This window comes from Bacillus safensis FO-36b (assembly GCF_000691165.1).
GTDB lineage: Bacteria > Bacillota > Bacilli > Bacillales > Bacillaceae > Bacillus > Bacillus safensis.
Genome location: NZ_ASJD01000006.1, coordinates 63,390 through 82,337 on the forward strand (window position 1 = coordinate 63,390; position 18,948 = coordinate 82,337).

The window sequence follows — 18,948 nt, forward strand, 5'->3', positions numbered from 1 at the left end:
CCTTTAGTCCAAAATTGATGGCACACGAATATAACCGTCTTTATGATCAGGCGCGTTTTTGACGACTGCCTCAATGGAAAGACCTTTATTCGGAACATCTTCTCTCATGACGTTTTTCATTTTTAATACGTGTGTAGTAGGTTCAACGTTTTCCGTATCTACCTCGTTTAACTGCTCTGCAAATGAAATGATGCTATCAAGCTGTTCTGTAAACATCTCAGCTTCTTCTTCTGTAATCGCAAGCCTTGCTAAATGGGCAACGTGCTTGACTTCTTCTAATGAAATTCTTGACATGCAGGTTCACCTCCAAAAATGATGCGTACTCGTGGTCATGATCATAAGTCATATACACTTTATCATATCAAATTTTACTGTTCTAAAGCAACTTTACGAAGGTGCGGTGAAAGGTTCGTTTTCTTGAAAACGTCTTCTTATCAAACCAATAAATGAAATATTCATCAAGTGACTTTTTATTTTTCAGAAAATTTTTACTTTTGTTTATTTTTGTAACCGCTTACATACTGGTTCTTATCACCGATCTGTCCATTTTTTCTTCAAAATGAAGAGGTTTAGGCAGGTTGATCACTTGGGAATACTCTGTTAGGTTAAGTAACCATAGCAGTGAGCGGGACAGTCAAGCAAAAAAGCTGCCATCGCTCTTCTGTATATTTTGATTGAGGTGATGTCAAATTAATACGAAAAAGGTGAGAACACAAAATGAGTATTGAAGTTACAATTTCCTTATCTATTTATTTTATCGGGATGCTTGCCATTGGCTGGTATGCATTCAGGAAAACACATGATTTAAATGATTATATGCTTGGCGGACGCGGGCTTGGCCCATTCGTTACAGCCCTTTCAGCAGGTGCTGCGGACATGAGCGGATGGATGCTGATGGGTGTGCCAGGTGAGATGTATAAAACAGGTTTATCGACAGCCTGGCTTGCGATTGGTTTAATCGTTGGTGCTTACTTGAACTACCTCATTCTTGCACCTCGTTTACGTTCTTATACAGAGATTGCGGATGATGCGATTACGATTCCTGATTTCTTTGATAAACGATTCAAAGGATCATCTGCTTTATTAAAAGCTGTTTCAGCCGTCATCATTTTAATTTTCTTTACGCTGTATACATCGTCTGGGATGGTATCAGGCGGACGTTTATTTGAGTCAGCATTCGGTGCTCACTACATGTTTGGACTGATTTTGACGTCAAGTATTGTCATTTTGTATACATTGTTCGGCGGATTTTTGGCAGTGAGCTTAACGGACTTTGTCCAAGGAGCTATCATGTTTTTAGCATTAGTGCTCGTGCCGATCGTTGCCTTTACACAATTAGGCGGACCTGTTGCTACATTCCAAGATATTCAACAGATTGACCCTAAATTGCTTGATATTTTTAGAGGAACGAGCGTCATTGGCATTATTTCCTTCCTTGCTTGGGGACTAGGTTACTTTGGACAGCCGCATATTATCGTGCGCTTTATGGCCATTACGTCTGTTAAAGATTTAAAACCAGCACGCCGAATTGGAATGAGCTGGATGATTATTTCAGTGATTGGATCACTGTCTGTCGGTTTAGTGGGTGTTGCCTATGTTCATGAAACGGGTATGAATCTTGCTGATCCTGAAACCATCTTTATCGTTTTTTCTAAAGTATTGTTCCATCCATATATCACTGGATTTTTACTTTCTGCCATTTTAGCTGCGATTATGAGTTCAATTTCGTCTCAGCTGCTTGTCACAGCAAGTGCCATGACAGAGGATCTATACAGAACGTTCTTTAGAAAAACAGCATCAGACAAAGAGCTCGTCATGATTGGCCGGATGTCTGTACTCGTTGTCGCTGTGATTGCTCTCTGCCTTTCACTTAACCCAAGTGACACCATTCTTGACCTTGTCGGTTATGCGTGGGCAGGATTTGGTTCTTCATTTGGTCCAGTCATCTTGCTTTGCCTATACTGGAAACGAATGAATCATCACGGTGCCCTAGTTGGAATGATCGTTGGTGCAGTTGTGGTTCTGACATGGATTACAACAGGCCTCAACCATGCCACAGGTATTTATGAAATGATTCCAGGCTTTACCCTTAGTGGATTAGCTGCCATTATTGTGAGCTTATTGACAAGTAAGCCGTCAAAAGCATCAAAACAGCTATTTCACAAAATGGAAGATCATCTTGAAGAAGAAACAAAATAAAGAATTGAAGAGTCATCTGCCCTATGCGGATGACTCTCTTTTTAAATAAAATAAAAAGCTTTTCTTTCTTCAGAAACTGAATAAAATAAGAGTTGTGCAGCCATATGGGCTGTGAGAAGATCATATACATGTTGTGAAACGTACATGAAGTGAAAGGAGCGATACGCATGTTTTGGACAATTGAATGGGATACAGTCTTAAAATTAGCCGTGGCCACCTTAATCGGTCTGATTATCGGGCTTGAACGAGAGCTGAAGAAAAAGCCCCTCGGCTTAAAAACGTGTATTGTCATTGCTGTCAGCTCCTGCGTCCTAACCATCATCAGCATTGATGCAGCCTACAATTTCCCTCGAGTCTCTAAGCTTCAAATGGACCCACTCAGGTTACCGGCGCAAATTATATCTGGTGTTGGTTTTATTGGAGCAGGTGTGATTCTTCGAAAAAGCAATGATGTCATCTCAGGACTCACGACTTCTGCGATGATATGGGGAGCAGCAGGACTTGGGGTTGCAACAGGTGCAGGATTTTATAAAGAAGCCTTCCTCAGTCTTTTCTTTATTCTCATTAGTGTCGAATTCCTGCCATGGCTCTTCCAGCGGATCGGACCGATTCGCCTGCAGGAAAAAGAAATCCGCATCAGAATGTCTCTTTCTGACCGAAACCGCATGACCGATATTTTAAAAGAAATGAAAGCCCTCAATATCCGCATTCATTCTGTACGAATTGATGATTTAAAAGAAAAGGACTATCCGATCATGGAAGTACGCGTACGTGTGCATAAAGACCGCTATACAACCGATGTGTACTTTGATATTAAAGATCTAGAAGGCGTCGTTGGCGTGAAGTGTGATACGGTGTAGTCATAAAAAACCCCTTGCTGTTTGACACAGCAAGGGGTTTCTTTTATCGGGCCAGCTGTTGAAAGTCAAAAGGAGTAATTGGTGTTTTTTGCTCAATTTCCTTTCGAAAACATGACAGCATGGCTTTTTGGTCAGAAGTCATTGTTTGGAGATCAAATGCTTGATGTAAAAGCCCATAAATAAGCATATGACGCAGCATGAGAAAATCAGGGATTGTTGCCAGCCACGCGTCATCAAGCTCATTCTCCTGTCGATAGCCTTTTAAAAAATGACTCATAAATTCTGCCGTAAATTCAGCTTTATCATCATATGGAATCACTGGATACCAAAGAACATTGTATAGCAAAATACTAATATCATTGATAAACCAGTGATATCCAATATCATCAAAATCAAATGCGATAATCTCTCCTTGATGATAATGAAAGTTCCCGTGATGCAAATCGGCATGCACCAGCCCATACACATCCTTCGAAATTCGGAGCTGGTGAAGCTTTTGCATCAGTTCATCTTTTCTTCGCAAAACAACCGTTTGATCAGACGGAATATATTGATCAAGCTTTAATTGCTCCTCTTCATACCACTCTTGACGCTTATAAAGAGGATCTTTTACTTGATATCGTTTTGTTATTTGATGCATTCGTCCTGTATAGGACCCTAACGCTTCAAACAGCTCCCCATTCCAATCTCCTTCATTCACTTTTCTCCCCGGTGCTTTTTCATACACACGGAGTAAAAATGCGCCTCCGGCTTGATCAGGAATGGTTTCAACGTCTTTTCCTCTTGCTGATGAAATCGGCTTTGCTACGGAAATTCCATGATGAGACAGGAATCGAATCCAGTCCATTTCTCCTAAAATATATGTGGGTGAACGACGAATGGTATGGGTGATTTTTAATATATAATTCTCCCCATTCATTGCCTTATATTCATACACATAATTTTCTGCATCGGCTAGAAATGTGACTTGGTCAAGCTGAAATTTATACAAGTGAGCCGCTTTCTTTAAGACTTTCTGTTCATCGTATCGTGCTTTTACTTCTTTATGCATGCTGATTCTCCTTTATCGTCTTTTTAAATGTTCTTGACGGTAATCAGCATTATACGAGCATCAACATACCTGCCTTTCTTCTTGGTTTCTACTAATATTTTGACAAGAGTTTGGAAATCCCTCTTATTTAGTCATATATATGAACAGTCGGTTCTTTGTCTTCAGCATTTTTCGTGATCAGGGCTTCTTGTTGATCAGAAGATGTAATGTTGATTTCAATATTGGTACTCTTGTAATAATCCATGACTTCACCCGTTAAATATTGTGTGAAGGCTACAACTTCCGTTTTTCCATAGAACTGCATTGGAATTTCGATTTTCATTTTTTGCAGGTTGCCGTTTTTGTAAAAGCCTTTTCCTACAACACCAGTGTAATTCGGGAAGTAGTCTTCGACCTTTGTCTTGAAGCGGTCAAATCGCTCTGAATCATCTTTGTAGCTGCTTTTCGCATTATCTGAAGGGAAGAATACATTCTCCTCATTGAGCGTATCCCAATTTCCGATATCAGCAGAGCCTGCTTTCACATCCGTTTTGGCGATAAAGTTGCCTGGAACGATAGATGATTTTGGTGCTTGCTTATAAAGGGCAATCATGACAGGCACTTTTTGCAGTCCGTCCATTTGACGAATGCGCTTAACCACTTGTTCAGCGATTTTTTCACCCTCTGCCAAAAGTTTCTTTGAATTTTTCGATGAATCGATGGTCACCTCTTGCTGCGGGTCACCGATCTTTTCACGGTAATAATAAACAGAGTTCAGTGCAAGACCAATGACAACTCCGCCAAGCTGTAAGCTGTTTTTGTCTTTTCGAATTAAGTAATTATGCTCTAGCATCGAAGCTAAGTAGATAGGACTATTTTCATTTTTAGACTTTGTTGAACCTGAGTTTGGAAGAGCAGGATTTAAGCCTAGATTCTTAAAGTCTTTATCTTCTTTTTCTGCCTTTTTCAGATCACTGCCTGTTTTTTTGCGTGCCAGCCAGTTGAGAACGGTGTCCTCATCTAAATGCTGTCCTTCTTGGAAAAGATAGTCGTTTGTATTAAATGACTCTGTTGCGAGGCGCATGAGTCCTGTTTCAAATTCATCAATGTCCAAGCGTGTGTTGAGACGCTCCGCTGTTAAACCTCTCGCAGCTCCTTGTTTAAACGGCAGCACCATTTTGTAATAGGAGTCTGAGATATTGTACATCGGGATGATGGCTGTTTCCTTTGTTTCCTTCGTTTCATCCGTTTTTTGTGTGACCTCTTCCTCTTCCTTTCCCCCAAAAGGTGCACACGCTGACAATACCAGTGTGAGCATTGTCAGCAGCAATAACAACTTTTTCAATAGAAAACACTCCTCTTATTTCTTTAGCTCCTCGAGCATTTTAGCTTCGTCCCAAATTTCAATATTGAGTTCTTCTGCCTTTGTCAGCTTACTCCCCGCTGCTTCTCCGGCAATGACTAGATCTGTTTTTTTACTCACACTGCCTGCCAGCTTGCCGCCTAATGCTTCGATCGCTGCTTTTGCATCGTTTCTAGCCATTTCTTCTAACTTTCCTGTCAGCACAATGGTTTTTCCTGCAAAATAGGAATCACTTTCTTCTGCTTTTACCGGCTTTGGCCCTGTATAGGTCATATTGACTCCAAGCTCTTTTAGTTCGTTCAGCAGATCGAGTATTTCTTCTTTCTCAAAGTACGTGACGACGGCATCAGCCATTTTTTCACCAATTTCGTCGACTTCAAGTAATTGTTCTTTCGTTGCTTGCTTTAATTGATCGATGTTTTCGAAATGCATCGCCAAGGTCTTTGCCGCCTTTGAACCAATAAATCGAATGCCGAGTCCAAATAGTAAACGCTCAAGAGAGTTTTCTTTCGACTGCTCAATCGAACGCAGTAAATTGTCGACAGATTTTTCGCCCATTCGTTCAAGCTGAATCAGCTCTTCTTTTGTTAATCGGTAAAGGTCTGACACACGAGAAACGAGCTGTTCCTTGAAGAGCTGTGTAATGACCCGCTCGCCAAGCCCATCAATATTCATTGCATTACGGGAAACGAAGTGAATGAGACCCTCACGTATTTGGGCAGGACATTCTGGATTGATGCATCGCAAGGCCACTTCGCCTTCGATTCGCACCAGCTCACTATGACACTCTGGACATTCAGTTGGCATGTGAAACGGCTTTTCTTCGCCTGTACGCTGATCGACAAGGACACCTGCCACTTCAGGAATAATATCGCCGGCTTTTTTCACAATCACCTGATCAAACAAGCGAATATCCTTTTCTTTGATCAAATCTTCATTATGAAGCGATGCACGCTGCACTGTCGTCCCTGCTACTTTGACAGGCTCAAGAATTGCTGTTGGTGTAATCACGCCTGTACGTCCGACACTTAGTTCAATATCAAGCAGCTTCGTTACGACCTCTTCAGCCGGAAACTTGTACGCAACCGCCCAGCGCGGGCTTTTTGCTGTAAAGCCGAGTTCTTCCTGCTGAGCCAGTGAATCGACTTTAATGACAATTCCATCGATTTCATATGAAAAATCGGCACGCTTTACTTTTAATGTTTCAATAAGGTCGATGACTTCTTCGATCGTTTGGCACATCCGTCTTTCTTTGTTTGTTTTAAAGCCAAGTTCGTCGAGAAGATCAAGTCCTGCGCTTTGCGTTTCAACACCAATTTCATCAAGCTCCGCTATACTGTAGACGAATATATCAAGGTTTCGTTTCGCTGCAATTTTCGTATCAAGCTGACGAAGTGAACCTGCAGCCGCATTACGCGGGTTTGCAAACGGCTCTTCTTCGTTTTGTATTCTTTTTTCATTTAATGCTTCAAAAGAAGGTTTTGGCATAAATGCCTCGCCTCTCACTTCAATCGACAGAGGGCGTTTGATTTTAAGCGGGATGGAACGAATCGTTTTGAGGTTTTCAGTAATATCCTCCCCCGTTGTTCCATCTCCGCGTGTCGCTCCTCGGACAAACACGCCATTTTCATAACGGAGAGAAACAGCGAGTCCATCAATTTTCAGCTCGACATTGTATGCGATATCGTCACCGACTGCTTGACGAACCCGGCGGTCAAAATCAAGAAGGTCCTGTTCATTAAACGCATTCCCAAGGCTGAGCATCGGTGTGCCATGACGCACTTTTTGGAAGGCGTCTAAAACAGCGCCGCCTACTCTTTGTGAAGGAGAATCCGCTGCTTTTAAGTCAGGGTGTTCTTCCTCCAGAGAGATCAGCTCACGCATCCGCGCATCATATTCAGCGTCAGGAACACTTGGACGATCAAGTGTATGATATTCGTAGTTGTATTGATTCAAAATCTGGTGCAGTTCCTCGATCCGGCGTTTCGCTGCTTCTTTATCCATCTGCTTCTTCCTTTCAATTCATCCGTTTTGTCAGTCCGATCAGTCTATTGCTTCTCGATTGGAGCAAATGCTGCGAGAAGACGTTTAATGCCTGTCGGGCTTGGGAACGCAATATCAAGCTCTGTGCTGTCTCCGCTGCCTTTCACACTCACAACCGTACCAACGCCCCATTTTTTATGGGCCGCTTTATCGCCCACAGCCCAGCCAATACTGCCGCCGCCTGTGTTTTGAATCGTTTGAGTTTGCGGACGCGAGACTGGTCCCCGTCTTTGCGGTCTTTCTCTTGTTTGGCCAAACGGTGTTTTTGTTTCTTTTTTCTCATTTAGGTTGTCCAATAAATCGGCTGGTATTTCTCGAATGAATCTTGATTCAAGGTTCATGTTCGTCCGGCCGAAAAGTGTTCTCATTTTTGCACTTGATAAATAAAGCTCTTCTTCAGCCCGTGTGATGCCTACATAAGCGAGGCGGCGCTCTTCTTCCATCTCTGCATCTTCCATTAATGAACGGCTGTGCGGGAAGACACCTTCCTCCATTCCCATTAAGAAAACAACAGGGAATTCTAGACCTTTTGCAGCGTGAAGTGTCATTAAGATGACGGCATCCTGATCTTCTTCTTCATTCTCATCCAGTTTATCAATGTCTGCGACGAGGGCGAGATCTGTCAGGAAGGTCACAAGTGACTTGTCTTCATTTTGTTCTTCAAAGTTCTTAGTGACGGATAGAAACTCGTCAATATTTTCTAAGCGGCTTTGTGCTTCAATCGTTTTTTCAAGCTTCAGCGCTTCACGATAGCCTGTTTTCTCTAGAATTTCTTCTGTTAATTCAGTGACAGATAAATAATCCTGCATGTTCGTCATTTGATCAATGAGCTGTTTGAACTCATCAAGCGCATTGGCTGCCCGTGCACTCAGTCCAATGAAATCCACCTGACCAAGTGCTTCAAACATAGACAGGTCATTCATCTCCGCATATGCTGCAATTTTATCAACAGATGTCGCCCCGATTCCGCGCTTTGGTACGTTGACAATTCGCGCAAAACTAATATCGTCATCTGGGTTTGCCACTAGGCGTAAGTATGCCAAAATGTCTTTGATCTCTTTTCTGTCATAGAACTTCGTGCCGCCGACAATATTGTACTGAATGTTGGCTTTCATTAACGTTTCCTCTATGACACGAGACTGAGCATTTGTCCGGTAAAGGATCGCAAAATCGGATAATTTGCGCTTTCCGCTCTGATGAAGCTGACGAATCTTTCCTGCGACAAATTGTCCTTCACCAAATTCATTATCTGCACGATAATAGGCAATCTTCGCTCCTTCATCATTTTCTGTCCAAAGATTTTTCGGCTTCCGGTTTGCATTGTTTTGAATGACCGTATTTGCGGCATGCAAAATGCGTTTCGTCGATCTGTAATTTTGCTCAAGCAGAATCACTTCACTGGATGGATAATCTTTTTCAAAGGAGAGAATGTTTGTAATATCCGCTCCGCGCCAGCGATAAATAGACTGATCCGAGTCACCGACAACACATATATTTTGAAAGCGCTGCGCGAGCAGTTTCACAAGCATGTACTGTGCTCTGTTCGTATCCTGATACTCATCCACATGAATGTATTGGAATTTCCGCTGATAGTGCTCTAATACTTCAGGAATGCGCTCAAACAGACGAATTGTCATCATAATTAAATCATCAAAGTCGAGTGATTGGTTTTTGAGTAAACGCTTTTGATAATCTGTATAGACATCGCTGACCACTTGATCATAGAAATCACCAGCTGTTTTGGCGTATTCCTCTTCGTCAATCAGTTCGTTTTTTGCACTGCTGATGGAACCTAAAATGCTGCGCGGGTCAAACTTTTTAGGATCGATATTCCGTTCTTTTAAAATGTTTTTAATAACTGAAAGCTGATCAGATGTGTCTAAAATAGAGAAGTTGCGATTCACACCAATACGGTCAATATCGCGTCTTAAAATACGGACACACATGCTGTGAAACGTAGAGATCCAGATGTCATCTGCGCCAGGCCCTAAAATTGCCTGGACACGTTCACGCATTTCACGTGCTGCTTTATTTGTAAATGTAATCGCTAAAATGTTCCACGGCGCCACATGCTTTTCTGCCATTAAGTAGGCAATTCGATGTGTGAGCACCCGTGTCTTCCCGCTTCCTGCTCCTGCCATCAACAATAGAGGACCGTCTGTTGCTTTGACTGCTTCTTTCTGCGCGTCATTCAGCCCTTCTAATAGATGATTCGATATTTCATTCATTCCATTCACCGCCAATTCGAACTTATGTTCTATTTTAACCCGTTTCGTCTTATTTGACTATGATGACTTTTTGACTGCTTCGACTGTCTTTAATGCTTCTTTGAAATTGTCATAAATGACGTTTCCTACAACCACAACGTCTGCATGCTGGGAGAAGTCTTTTGCCTGCTTAGCGTTCTCGATGCCGCCGCCATAAAAAAGAACTGTTTCATCAAGCACTGCTTTTGTTTCTTTGACAAGCTCTATGTCTCCAAGCGTTCCACTGTATTCCAGATAAAAAACGGGCAGCTTCATCAAATGCTCTGCCACTCTTGCATATGCCCTGACGTCATCAATATCCAGCGCTGTATTTGCCTCTGTAAGCTTGGCCGCTTTACAATCTTCATTTAAGATGACATAACCTTCAGGCACAATCTCTTCCATTGACATCAAATCACCGAATTCCTTCATTGCGTCCTTGTGCAGCCCAACAATCCAGTCAGGGTGAGAGCTGTTTAAAACGGTCGGGATGAAATACAGATCAAAGCCAGGCACAATCATCTCATGTGTGGAGATTTCGAGCACACATGGCACTAGAAACCGGCGGACCTTTGACATCAATTGAAGCACGTTGTCCTCTGTCACATGATCACTTCCGCCAATCAATATGGCATCCGTCCCAGATTCGCAAATTGCTTCTAGCTGTTCATCGGAAATTTCTTTATTTGGATCGAGTTTAAAGACATGCTTCCACTCGGTAACATCATACATGAAAAACGTTCCTCCATTCGTTTCATTCCATTTAAATATTATAACAAAATCAAAGGCCGCAAAAAATGGGTAACCTCCTTTAGCTAAAAGTTTCATTCTTTTGAAAATGGGTGATTGTGACTTTAGAAAAAATTGCTGGAGAATAGTTAAAAAATTCACTCAAAGAGGAGCTGAAAGAGGTTGTTATTTTGGCACTTTGTCACATGCTATTATACAATAAAGGGATATTTTACTATAGATTTAAAAACCATCTATTAAGCAGAGGTGACTCAGTTGAAAAGAACGATTACATATGAACAAAATATAGACATCGGATACATCTATATCACCCCGCAAGCGAAGCATATGAAAATCAAAAAAACCATTGAATTAGATGTCAATGAATGTGTCAATGTAGATATCGACCAAGAGGGCCGAGTGGCTGGCTTGGAGTTATTTTCAGAAGAATCCAAAGTGCTGCGGAACACACCGGTTTATGAGGATGAGCTTTCTTTACGTTTGACGGATCAGGAAATTCTCTCAACCTATCAACTGTCAGGCGTTGAATTCCAATTCTCAACACCTGATCACAATGAGCTGATCGGTTTTACTATTTTCGATCCTCTTCGCTATAACATCACAAGAAAAAAACCGTTTTGATCTTTCAAAACGGTTTTTTCAAATTATTGTCTCACTTCATTAAAATAATGGACGGATGTCATGGCCCCTTCGTCGACCATCTTGTTGTCTTGGATATCTAATGGATCTGGGTGGCCGGCTTTTTCAGGAACCTTTTCATCTGACCGGAACATGCTTGCCCATTTTTTCAGATGCTGTTTATTTTTTACCGCTAATAACACAGCACCTCCAACCCCTAATCCTGCAAGTACATACGCATTTGGACGCTTATTCATGTATGTTCCCTCCCCTTATGATCTTATTTGTAAGTTACCCCGCCTTTTCATTTCTAAACGTCACAATATGCTGGTGTGGTTTCTCTTTCATTAAAAAGTGGAATAACAACAGCAATGAAAGAGAAAAGAGGGGATCTTCGTGACAACAACTTTAATTGTCATCAGCGCATTGCTAGTCATTTGTTTGATCATCCCAATCATTCTATTGATCTGGATTTGGATGAGGGATGAAAAACAAGAAGAACATTCAGTTCTGCGAAATTATCCGGTCATTGGAAAGCTGCGGTTTATCTTTGAAAAAATAGGACCTGAGCTTCGCCAATATCTGTTTCTGAATGACCGAGAGGAACTGCCCTTCTCAAGAAGAGAATACGAGCAGGCGGTCATGTCAGGGAAGTACAAAAGCCGGACGATGGGCTTTGGATCAAAACGTGATTTTGACAAGCCAGGCTATTACATTCGAAACGTTTTGTTTCCAAAGCAGCGAAATGAACTTCGCATCGATCAATCTGAAAAAATCAAAACGAAAGTGTATCAGATTGATCAAGACAATTTACTGAGAAGAAGTGAACATGTCAAAGAAGTCGAAGCAAATCCTTACTTTCTTCATCAAGAGGATGTACAAGTCATTGGCGAACATACATGTCAAAAGCCTTTCCATGTGAAAGGACTGATCGGTCAATCTGCCATGAGCTACGGCTCCTTAGGCGACAGGGCGATTACAGCTCTATCTTCAGGATTAAAAATGGCCGGCGGGACGTGGATGAACACAGGTGAAGGCGGGCTTTCTCCTTATCACCTCAAAGGCGGCGCAGATATCATTTGCCAGATTGGGCCTGGTTTATTTGGCGTTAGAACAGAGGATGGCGCATTTTCCTTTGAAGAATTCAAGAAAAAAAGCGAACACGAGGAAGTCAAAGCCTTTGAACTCAAGCTGGCACAAGGAGCAAAAACACGCGGCGGTCATATTGACGGCGAAAAGGTGACGGAAGAAATAGCGAATATCCGTAAATTACCGCCTCACCAATCCATTGACAGCCCAAACCGCTTTGAGATGTTCCACTCCATTCCTGACATGTTTGATTTCATTGAACAGCTGCGGAGCATAGGCGGAAAGCCAGTTGGAATCAAACTTGTTGTCGGACATAAAGAAAATATTGAAGAGCTCGCCAGCTATATGAAAAAAAGCGGGAAACACCCTGATTTCATTACAGTGGATGGCGGAGAAGGCGGTACAGGGGCGTCCTTTCATGAATTGGCGGATTCCGCAGGGCTGCCGATTTTCACGGCGCTCCCAATGGTTCATCAAATATTGAAAGAATACGGTGTCAGACATCAGGTGAAACTCTTTGCTTCTGGCAAGCTTCTCTCGCCTGATAAAATTGCGATCGCCCTTTCAATGGGAGCTGACTTTGTGAATATTGCCAGAGGTCTCATGTTTTCAGTCGGATGCATTCGCGCCCAAGTCTGCCACACGAATAAATGCCCGGTCGGGGTCGCCACGACTGATCCAAAGCTGCAAAAGGGTTTATCGATTGAAGAAAAAAAATACCGAGTGTGCAATTATATCCTGTCTCTTAGAGAAGGTTTGTTTAATTTATCCGCAGCTGCGGGTATAGAATCGCCTATTCATTTTAATGAAAAACATATTATTTTTAGACAAGAGAATGGCGAGACAAGCGAAGTGCCGATGTTCTCAGGCACACAGCCATCTGTCTAGCTCGAAAAGGTGCGGAAACGCGCCTTTTTTGTTAATATTTTTGATCAATCGCGTACTAAGTTTGCAAACAGTAGAGTTTAAGGAAATCATCTCAAGCGAAGACGGCATCTCCTATGAAGGAGAAAGATGGTTGATGGGCGAGCTAAAGTAAAAAAACAGGGACACTTTATCAGCCCCTGCCCGCCTTTTCATAAAAAAACTGCAAACAAGTCCATTTTTCGTGAAAAGGATTGTTTACAGTGAAAGCTGCTTTATTTTGTTTCGTTATTTTCCTGCTGTTCTGCTACGCGGTCAAGTGCCATTGTATAGGCATCGTTGCCATAGTTCAAGCAGCGTTTGACACGTGAGATGGTTGCAGTGCTTGCACCTGTTTCCGTCTCAATTTTATGATACGTGTTTCCCTCACGAAGCATACGCGCTACTTCAAGACGCTGTGATAAAGATTGGATTTCATTGATGGTACATAAATCATCAAAGAATCGATAACATTCTTCCAGGTCTTTAAGGGATAAGATGGAGTTGAATAACTGATCTAAGCTTTTGCCCCTTAATTTATCAATTTGCATCTTAATACATCTTCTCCTTTACTATTGCCACACCGCTTCGCACGATCTTCTTCTAAGAAAGCGGTATCTTTCCTGACTAATTTTTTTAAAACCTCAGCAATGAGCTTTGAACAGATCATGACAGGTTTGGTTCTACGCTGAAAATGCCGTCAGGTTCTTTCGTAAGCCGAAGCTTCTTTATCGTAAACAAATTCGACAAGTTCTGTCATTTTCCTTGTATGACAATCTGACAAACTTGTTTGCTTCCGGTATAAAGATGACTTCTGCTTGGTTAGGTCTTCTGCCCTCATATACAGGCTTTACGGAAAGCTCGGCGAGACCACAAATATGCGCCCCGCCTTGCTCGGGTTATTCAAAATATGTTGGCCGGTCAGCGTAACCGGCAAATTCATTTTACAATTAGAGTACTTCATTCGTCATGTCAAAGCCCTCTGCTTTGTCAACAGCTCCACATAAGATCATGATCACTTACATGGCAGTGAAGAGAACCATGGCTCACTTCTGCCCTATAACAGCAGTCAGAAATGCGGCAAAGATGATACAGCTCCACTCTGTTATATTTTAACGCATTATAGACGGAAAGAGTACAGTTTTTTTCATGACATCAAATATTCCTCTTGGTGTCACTCGAATATACGGCAAATGTGTACTTTGGAAAAAGACAAGTGTATCAATTGGGCAGTCAAATGGATAGCCACGCTCAATGAGCAGCTCGCGTAATGTTTGTTCCTGCTGAAGAACAGTCTCAAATGGTTCAGCCGATGCACAGCCGGATAATTGCAGCGGGATTTCGTGCAAAATTTTCCCGTTCTCTGTGAGTACGATTCCCCCGCCAATTTCTTTCATCCGCTTATGTGCCAGCATCATATCTTCTTTATTCTTCCCGATCACTAAAATATCACCCGTGAGCGAAAATGAGCTGACAAAGCCCTGCACTTTATTTGCGAACCCTTTTAGCATCGTATTCACACGCCACTCACCTTTTCGGTCAATCAGGCTAAAGAAGCTTTGATCATGGTCACATGACAGCTGGTTGATTGAGTTATCAATTTCCACTGTATAAGGCTCCATGATGACAGCATTTCTCATCTTCACACCTAGCGGCATAGAGAATTGCAAATCACTCATCGTGAGGTCGTAGCTTAAATCTAATGGAGCAAGCCCGCCATTTTCCCATTTTGTTTCTTGGAATTGATGCTGGTTCTCGCCATCTAATTTGAGAATAACCCCTTTAGATATCACCGTTTCAGGATTTGGGTTCATTGGATCATCTAAAATATTCAAAGAAGCCAGTCGGCCTGGGCCAACAACGCCTAGTAAATCATCAATTTGATAGTATTTTGCAATGTTAAATGTCGCCATATTATACGCATCAATGATCGGCACGCCTTCTTCAAGGGCAATCGAAATCAAACGGTTAATCATGCCTTCCTCATAAAAGTGAGGGGCAGCACCATCTGTTGTATAGAAAAAGTGATCATAGTGTCTAAAGTCACGCTCATGCAGTTCTCTTAAAATGTTCACTAAATCTGGGCGGATGGAAGAATGCCGCAATGAAACATGATAGCCAAGGGACAAGCGTTTTAACACATCGTCGGCATTCATCGCTTCATGATCACTGTCCGCGCCAAACAGCTTCATTTTTGTTAGCGTTTTCTCAGAAGCTCCTGGGAAATGCCCTTCAATTCGTTTTCTCTGCTTCTTTGTTTCTTGCATGCAATATAAAATGAGATCGTCACCGTCCATCAATCTTGGCCAGCTTGTTAATTCGCCGCCTTGGAGGACGTCAGGATGATCAATCCATTCCTTCCGGTAGTTGACTGGCAGCATCTCATCTTCATATCTGACTTCCGTTTGAAGATCGTATCTGGACCACCAGAAATACTGAAATGGCTGCTTTTTTAATTCACATAAGGTGGAAAGCGCTTTCTTTTCATTGCTTTGCAAAAGAAGAAATAAGTTATCGCTGACCATCGTTGTTGTGCCAAATTGAGACACATATTCTGCAAGTGATTGGGGATTATAAATATGGAACGGATGCGCGTGAGGCTCTATATACCCAGGCACAATGTATTTCCCTTCACAATCAATCACACGTTTAGCTGATTTATTTTGAGGAAGCTCTGCTCCGACATAAACAATTCGATCATCATGTATCCAAATATTTGCCTTCACCCATTGCTTCAAAAACGGGTTAAGCACGAGTCCATTCGTTAAAAGGAGTGTTGGAACTATTTTTGAGTCGACTACATCGATTTGTGTGCGGATGTCATTGTTTCTCCAATTAAAAGTACGTTCGGACATTCACATACTCTCCTTCATTTGTATTAGCCCTATCGTAACATAACGAACTACGTTACGCATTAATGAAACGTTACAATTTCTTGAAATCACACTTAAAATAATTTAAAAAAGGAGATTCACCTTCAATGAAACCTAATCTCGGCTTAATGGAAGCGCTCATTAGAATTGCCTGCGGAATGACAATATGTACTGTGGCTGGATCCTTATATGCTAGAAAACCATGGAGTAAAATGCTGCTTTTGGGCATCATGTTTGGCGGTATGAAACTGGGATCTGGCATTCTTCGTTTTTGTCCAGTGACATATATGTGTGAGCAGCAGGACACACATAAAGAGAAGGCTGAGTAAGGCAGCCTTCTTTTTTTGTGATCATTTTCATCTCATTCCGCTGCTTCACACCATTCGACCATTGTCCCTGCAATAATTTCAGCTGCTTCAATCACATGCTCAATGTCAATGGATTCATTCGGAAAATGGGCAAGCTCCGTTGTTCCCGGTCCAAACACGATGATCGGAATACCTGCTGCCTGTGACAGTAATCCGCCGTCAGTTCCCCAAGGGGCGGCTTCGATTTTCGGCGGCTGCTTCATGACCGCTTCATATTGTTCCTTCAATAAACCTAAAAGCGGATGATCTGTATCGATTGAACCCGGAAGCCATCTTGCACCAAACCATTCGACCTCAACAGGATGCTCTTGGAACCATTCATCTTTTTCTCCGAGTCCTGCCATCCAATTTTCTAATTCCTTCTCTGCCTGTTCTACCGTTTCACCGGGCATCACCCCGAGCCTGCCTTCCATTGTGACAAGGTCTGCTACAGAGGATGGCCAATCACCGCCTTGAATTTTCCCGATATTGATTGGGATCGGGATTGGGATATGCTGAAACAGCGGCTCGGTGATTCGCTGATTTCTTTCTTCTTCAAGTGCCGCTATACGTGAAAGGACAATCGTGCTCTTTTCAATAGCAGAAACGCCGTGATATCTTGTTCCGCCATGAGCAGCCCTTCCTTTAATATGCAGTCTGAACCATTTAGATCCCTGCTGAATCGGAAAGATTTTCATATGACTTGGCTCTGGAATGATGGCTGCATCTGCGGTATATCCTCTTAGTATGGCTGCAAGGGTGCCTGCACCGCCGCTCTCTTCTTCGACAACACTATGAAACACAACATCTCCCTTCAGCGGAATCTGAAGCGCATGCAGTGCCTCAAGTGCAAAGAGTAAAGAAACGTTTCCACCTTTCATATCTGTTGCCCCGCGTCCATAAAGTCTCCCGTTTATGATATGCCCGCTGTAGGGCGGATATGTCCATTGTTTGTGATCACCTGCTGGGACAACATCCACATGCCCATTTAATAAAATAGATTTGCCTCCGCCTTTTCCTTTCAATCGTCCGGCGACATTGGGACTTCCTTTAAAGGAACGCCTCGGGGAATAAAAATACGGATGGTTCAGCAAGTCATCCCCGCCAATGTCCCATACGTCAACATCAAAGCCAATGGCAGAAAGTTTATTTGCTACGATTTGCTGTACTTCTTGCTCATTTCCTTGTGTGCTGTCACATTGCACCATTTGCTGAAGAAGCGTCACGGCTTCCTCCTTATGCTCTTTCATCCAGTTTCTGATACGTGTGGTTGGCTGCAAGTCGGTCATCCTTTCTACACAACAGATTTGACATCAGGCGCTAAAATGAGCGGCGCCTCTGTCGCCCTCATGACATCTTCCGGCTGAAACGGCGGCATGACTTCACGCAAAATGAGCAGCTGTGATTTGACCTCAATGACTGCCATATCCGTAATAATCAGGTCCACACAAGACTTAGCAGTTAAGGGCAGCGTGCAGGCTGCTTTTATCTTAGATTGTCCGTGTTTATCAAGGTGGCTCATCACGACCACCACCTTTTTCGCTTTTTGCGCAAGTTCAATGGCTCCACCCATACCCGGCACTCGTTTCCCTGGCACAATCCAATTGGCAAGATCCCCATGACTGCTGACTTCAAGTGCACCTAAAATGGTCATATCCAGCATCCCTTTGCGAATGATGCCAAAAGCGGTTGTGCTGTCCATATATGAGCCGCCTTTTGTTAACGTAATGGGAAAACCGCCGGCATTGCACAAATTCGGATCTTCTTCCCCTTGTACTGGTGAACCGCCTGCTCCCATAATGCCGTTTTCTGCATGCAGCCACACCTCGTAATGTGCTGGGATGTACTCAGCTGCAAGGGTCGGGATGCCGATCCCAAGATTCACAATCATGCCATCTTCAATTTCCTGTGCCGCGCGTTTGGCTATGCGGTGTCTTAAATCGATGTCTCCCATGCCCATGTCCAGTTCACTCCTTTTGATTGCACGATCTGGTTCACAAATACGCCTGGTGTGACGATTTCCTCTGGATGAAGCCCGCCCACAGGCACAATCTCTTCTACTTCCGCAATGGTCCAATCTCCTGCCATCGCCACAATCGGGTTTGTATTCCGTGCACTTTTATCAAAAATCAGATTGCCTGCTTCATCTGCTTTGAGGGCATTCACAATCGCGATATCTGCAGTCAGTGCAGGCTCAAGAATATACTTCTTTCCATCCAGCTGAACCAATTGTTTCTCATCAAGATTGAGGCTATCCATGCCGACATCTGTCACAATGCCCGCTAAACCCATCCCGCCTGCCCTGATCTTTTCTGCCAGGATGCCCTGCGGGTAAAAAAGAACGTCTAGTGTACCTGCCTGCATTTTCTGCCCGGCAATTGGATTTGAGCCAATATGAGAGGCAATGATTTTCTTCACTCTTCCTTCTGTGATCAGCCTGCCAACACCGATTTGCGGGAAGCCTGCATCGTTTCCGATCAATGTCAGGTCTTTGATATTGGCTTCTAAAATGGCATCGATCAATGATGGCGGGGACCCCACACCGCCAAAGCCGCCAAACATGATGGTCATTCCGTCTCTAAAATGCGTGATGACTTGATCAAAGTTCGCTGTTTTGTTCATCATCT

General features: G+C 42.9%; 17 protein-coding genes. 5 read left to right on the top strand and 12 right to left on the bottom strand.

All coding sequences use genetic code 11. From position 1 onward, the window contains the following. Positions 1-3 precede the first annotated feature (3 nt). Positions 4-294 (bottom strand): Asp-tRNA(Asn)/Glu-tRNA(Gln) amidotransferase subunit GatC, encoded by a 291-nt coding sequence (gene gatC, locus BA81_RS13470; RefSeq protein ID WP_034282810.1) that lies wholly within the window; start codon positions 292-294, stop codon positions 4-6. Positions 295-717: 423 nt separating this feature from the next. Between gatC and putP the strand changes: the two genes are divergently transcribed. Together putP and BA81_RS13480 are read left to right on the top strand one after the other, a co-directional pair. Continuing rightward, entirely contained in the window at positions 718-2,199 is a 1,482-nt protein-coding gene (gene putP / locus BA81_RS13475) for a sodium/proline symporter PutP (RefSeq protein WP_034282812.1), read from the top strand. A 167-nt stretch (positions 2,200-2,366) separates the two neighbouring features. Continuing rightward, positions 2,367-3,059 (top strand): MgtC/SapB family protein, encoded by a 693-nt coding sequence (locus BA81_RS13480; protein ID WP_024424547.1) that lies wholly within the window; start codon positions 2,367-2,369, stop codon positions 3,057-3,059. A 43-nt stretch (positions 3,060-3,102) separates the two neighbouring features. Here BA81_RS13480 and BA81_RS13485 read toward each other — a convergent pair whose 3' ends face one another. The 5 genes from BA81_RS13485 to pcrB form a co-directional block, all read right to left on the bottom strand. After that, a complete protein-coding gene (locus BA81_RS13485) occupies positions 3,103-4,110 on the bottom strand; it encodes a phosphotransferase enzyme family protein (protein ID WP_034282815.1) in 1,008 nt (335 codons plus the stop codon). A gap of 127 nt (positions 4,111-4,237) precedes the next feature. Beyond that, positions 4,238-5,434 (bottom strand): CamS family sex pheromone protein, encoded by a 1,197-nt coding sequence (locus BA81_RS13490; RefSeq protein ID WP_034282817.1) that lies wholly within the window; start codon positions 5,432-5,434, stop codon positions 4,238-4,240. A 15-nt stretch (positions 5,435-5,449) separates the two neighbouring features. After that, the gene (ligA, locus tag BA81_RS13495; protein WP_024426682.1) at positions 5,450-7,456 is read right to left on the bottom strand and encodes an NAD-dependent DNA ligase LigA; all 2,007 of its coding nucleotides are present in this window, start codon (positions 7,454-7,456) and stop codon (positions 5,450-5,452) included. 44 nt (positions 7,457-7,500) lie between these two features. After that, positions 7,501-9,723, bottom strand: coding sequence for a DNA helicase PcrA (gene pcrA / locus BA81_RS13500; RefSeq protein ID WP_034282820.1), 2,223 nt, complete (start codon positions 9,721-9,723; stop codon positions 7,501-7,503). A gap of 57 nt (positions 9,724-9,780) precedes the next feature. After that, on the bottom strand, positions 9,781-10,473 hold the full coding sequence (gene pcrB, locus BA81_RS13505; protein ID WP_034282821.1) for a heptaprenylglyceryl phosphate synthase: 693 nt from the start codon (positions 10,471-10,473) through the stop codon (positions 9,781-9,783). Between the two features lie 273 nt (positions 10,474-10,746). On the opposite strand from pcrB, the gene BA81_RS13510 reads away from it, so the two are divergent. Beyond that, on the top strand, positions 10,747-11,112 hold the full coding sequence (locus BA81_RS13510) for a DUF2283 domain-containing protein (protein ID WP_034282823.1): 366 nt from the start codon (positions 10,747-10,749) through the stop codon (positions 11,110-11,112). Between the two features lie 23 nt (positions 11,113-11,135). On the opposite strand, the gene BA81_RS13515 is transcribed toward BA81_RS13510, so the two are convergent. Further along, a complete protein-coding gene (locus BA81_RS13515; protein WP_017366762.1) occupies positions 11,136-11,366 on the bottom strand; it encodes a hypothetical protein in 231 nt (76 codons plus the stop codon). Between the two features lie 139 nt (positions 11,367-11,505). Here BA81_RS13515 and BA81_RS13520 point away from each other — a divergent pair, with 139 nt between their 5' ends. Further along, positions 11,506-13,086 carry an FMN-binding glutamate synthase family protein gene (locus BA81_RS13520; RefSeq protein WP_034282825.1) on the top strand — a complete coding sequence of 527 codons (1,581 nt, stop codon included), beginning with the start codon at positions 11,506-11,508 and terminating at the stop codon, positions 13,084-13,086. Between the two features lie 251 nt (positions 13,087-13,337). On the opposite strand, the gene BA81_RS13525 is transcribed toward BA81_RS13520, so the two are convergent. Then, positions 13,338-13,652: a YerC/YecD family TrpR-related protein gene (locus tag BA81_RS13525; protein WP_024424524.1), complete on the bottom strand. Its 315-nt coding sequence runs from the start codon at positions 13,650-13,652 to the stop codon at positions 13,338-13,340. A 561-nt stretch (positions 13,653-14,213) separates the two neighbouring features. Next, on the bottom strand, positions 14,214-15,956 hold the full coding sequence (locus BA81_RS13530; RefSeq protein ID WP_024426688.1) for an adenine deaminase C-terminal domain-containing protein: 1,743 nt from the start codon (positions 15,954-15,956) through the stop codon (positions 14,214-14,216). A gap of 125 nt (positions 15,957-16,081) precedes the next feature. Between BA81_RS13530 and BA81_RS13535 the strand changes: the two genes are divergently transcribed. Beyond that, a complete protein-coding gene (locus tag BA81_RS13535) occupies positions 16,082-16,303 on the top strand; it encodes a YgaP family membrane protein (protein ID WP_024424522.1) in 222 nt (73 codons plus the stop codon). Between the two features lie 32 nt (positions 16,304-16,335). Here the strand turns inward: BA81_RS13535 and BA81_RS13540 are convergent, their stop codons facing one another. From BA81_RS13540 to BA81_RS13550, 3 genes are read right to left on the bottom strand one after another with little or no spacing between them, the layout of a single operon-like run. Then, positions 16,336-17,601: a peptidase gene (locus BA81_RS13540; protein ID WP_034282826.1), complete on the bottom strand. Its 1,266-nt coding sequence runs from the start codon at positions 17,599-17,601 to the stop codon at positions 16,336-16,338. Between the two features lie 14 nt (positions 17,602-17,615). Next, a complete protein-coding gene (locus BA81_RS13545; RefSeq protein WP_034282827.1) occupies positions 17,616-18,281 on the bottom strand; it encodes a 3-oxoacid CoA-transferase subunit B in 666 nt (221 codons plus the stop codon). Further along, a complete protein-coding gene (locus BA81_RS13550) occupies positions 18,257-18,943 on the bottom strand; it encodes a CoA transferase subunit A (RefSeq protein ID WP_034282829.1) in 687 nt (228 codons plus the stop codon). The genes BA81_RS13545 and BA81_RS13550 overlap by 25 nt, the downstream gene beginning before the upstream one ends. Positions 18,944-18,948: the final 5 nt, after the last annotated feature.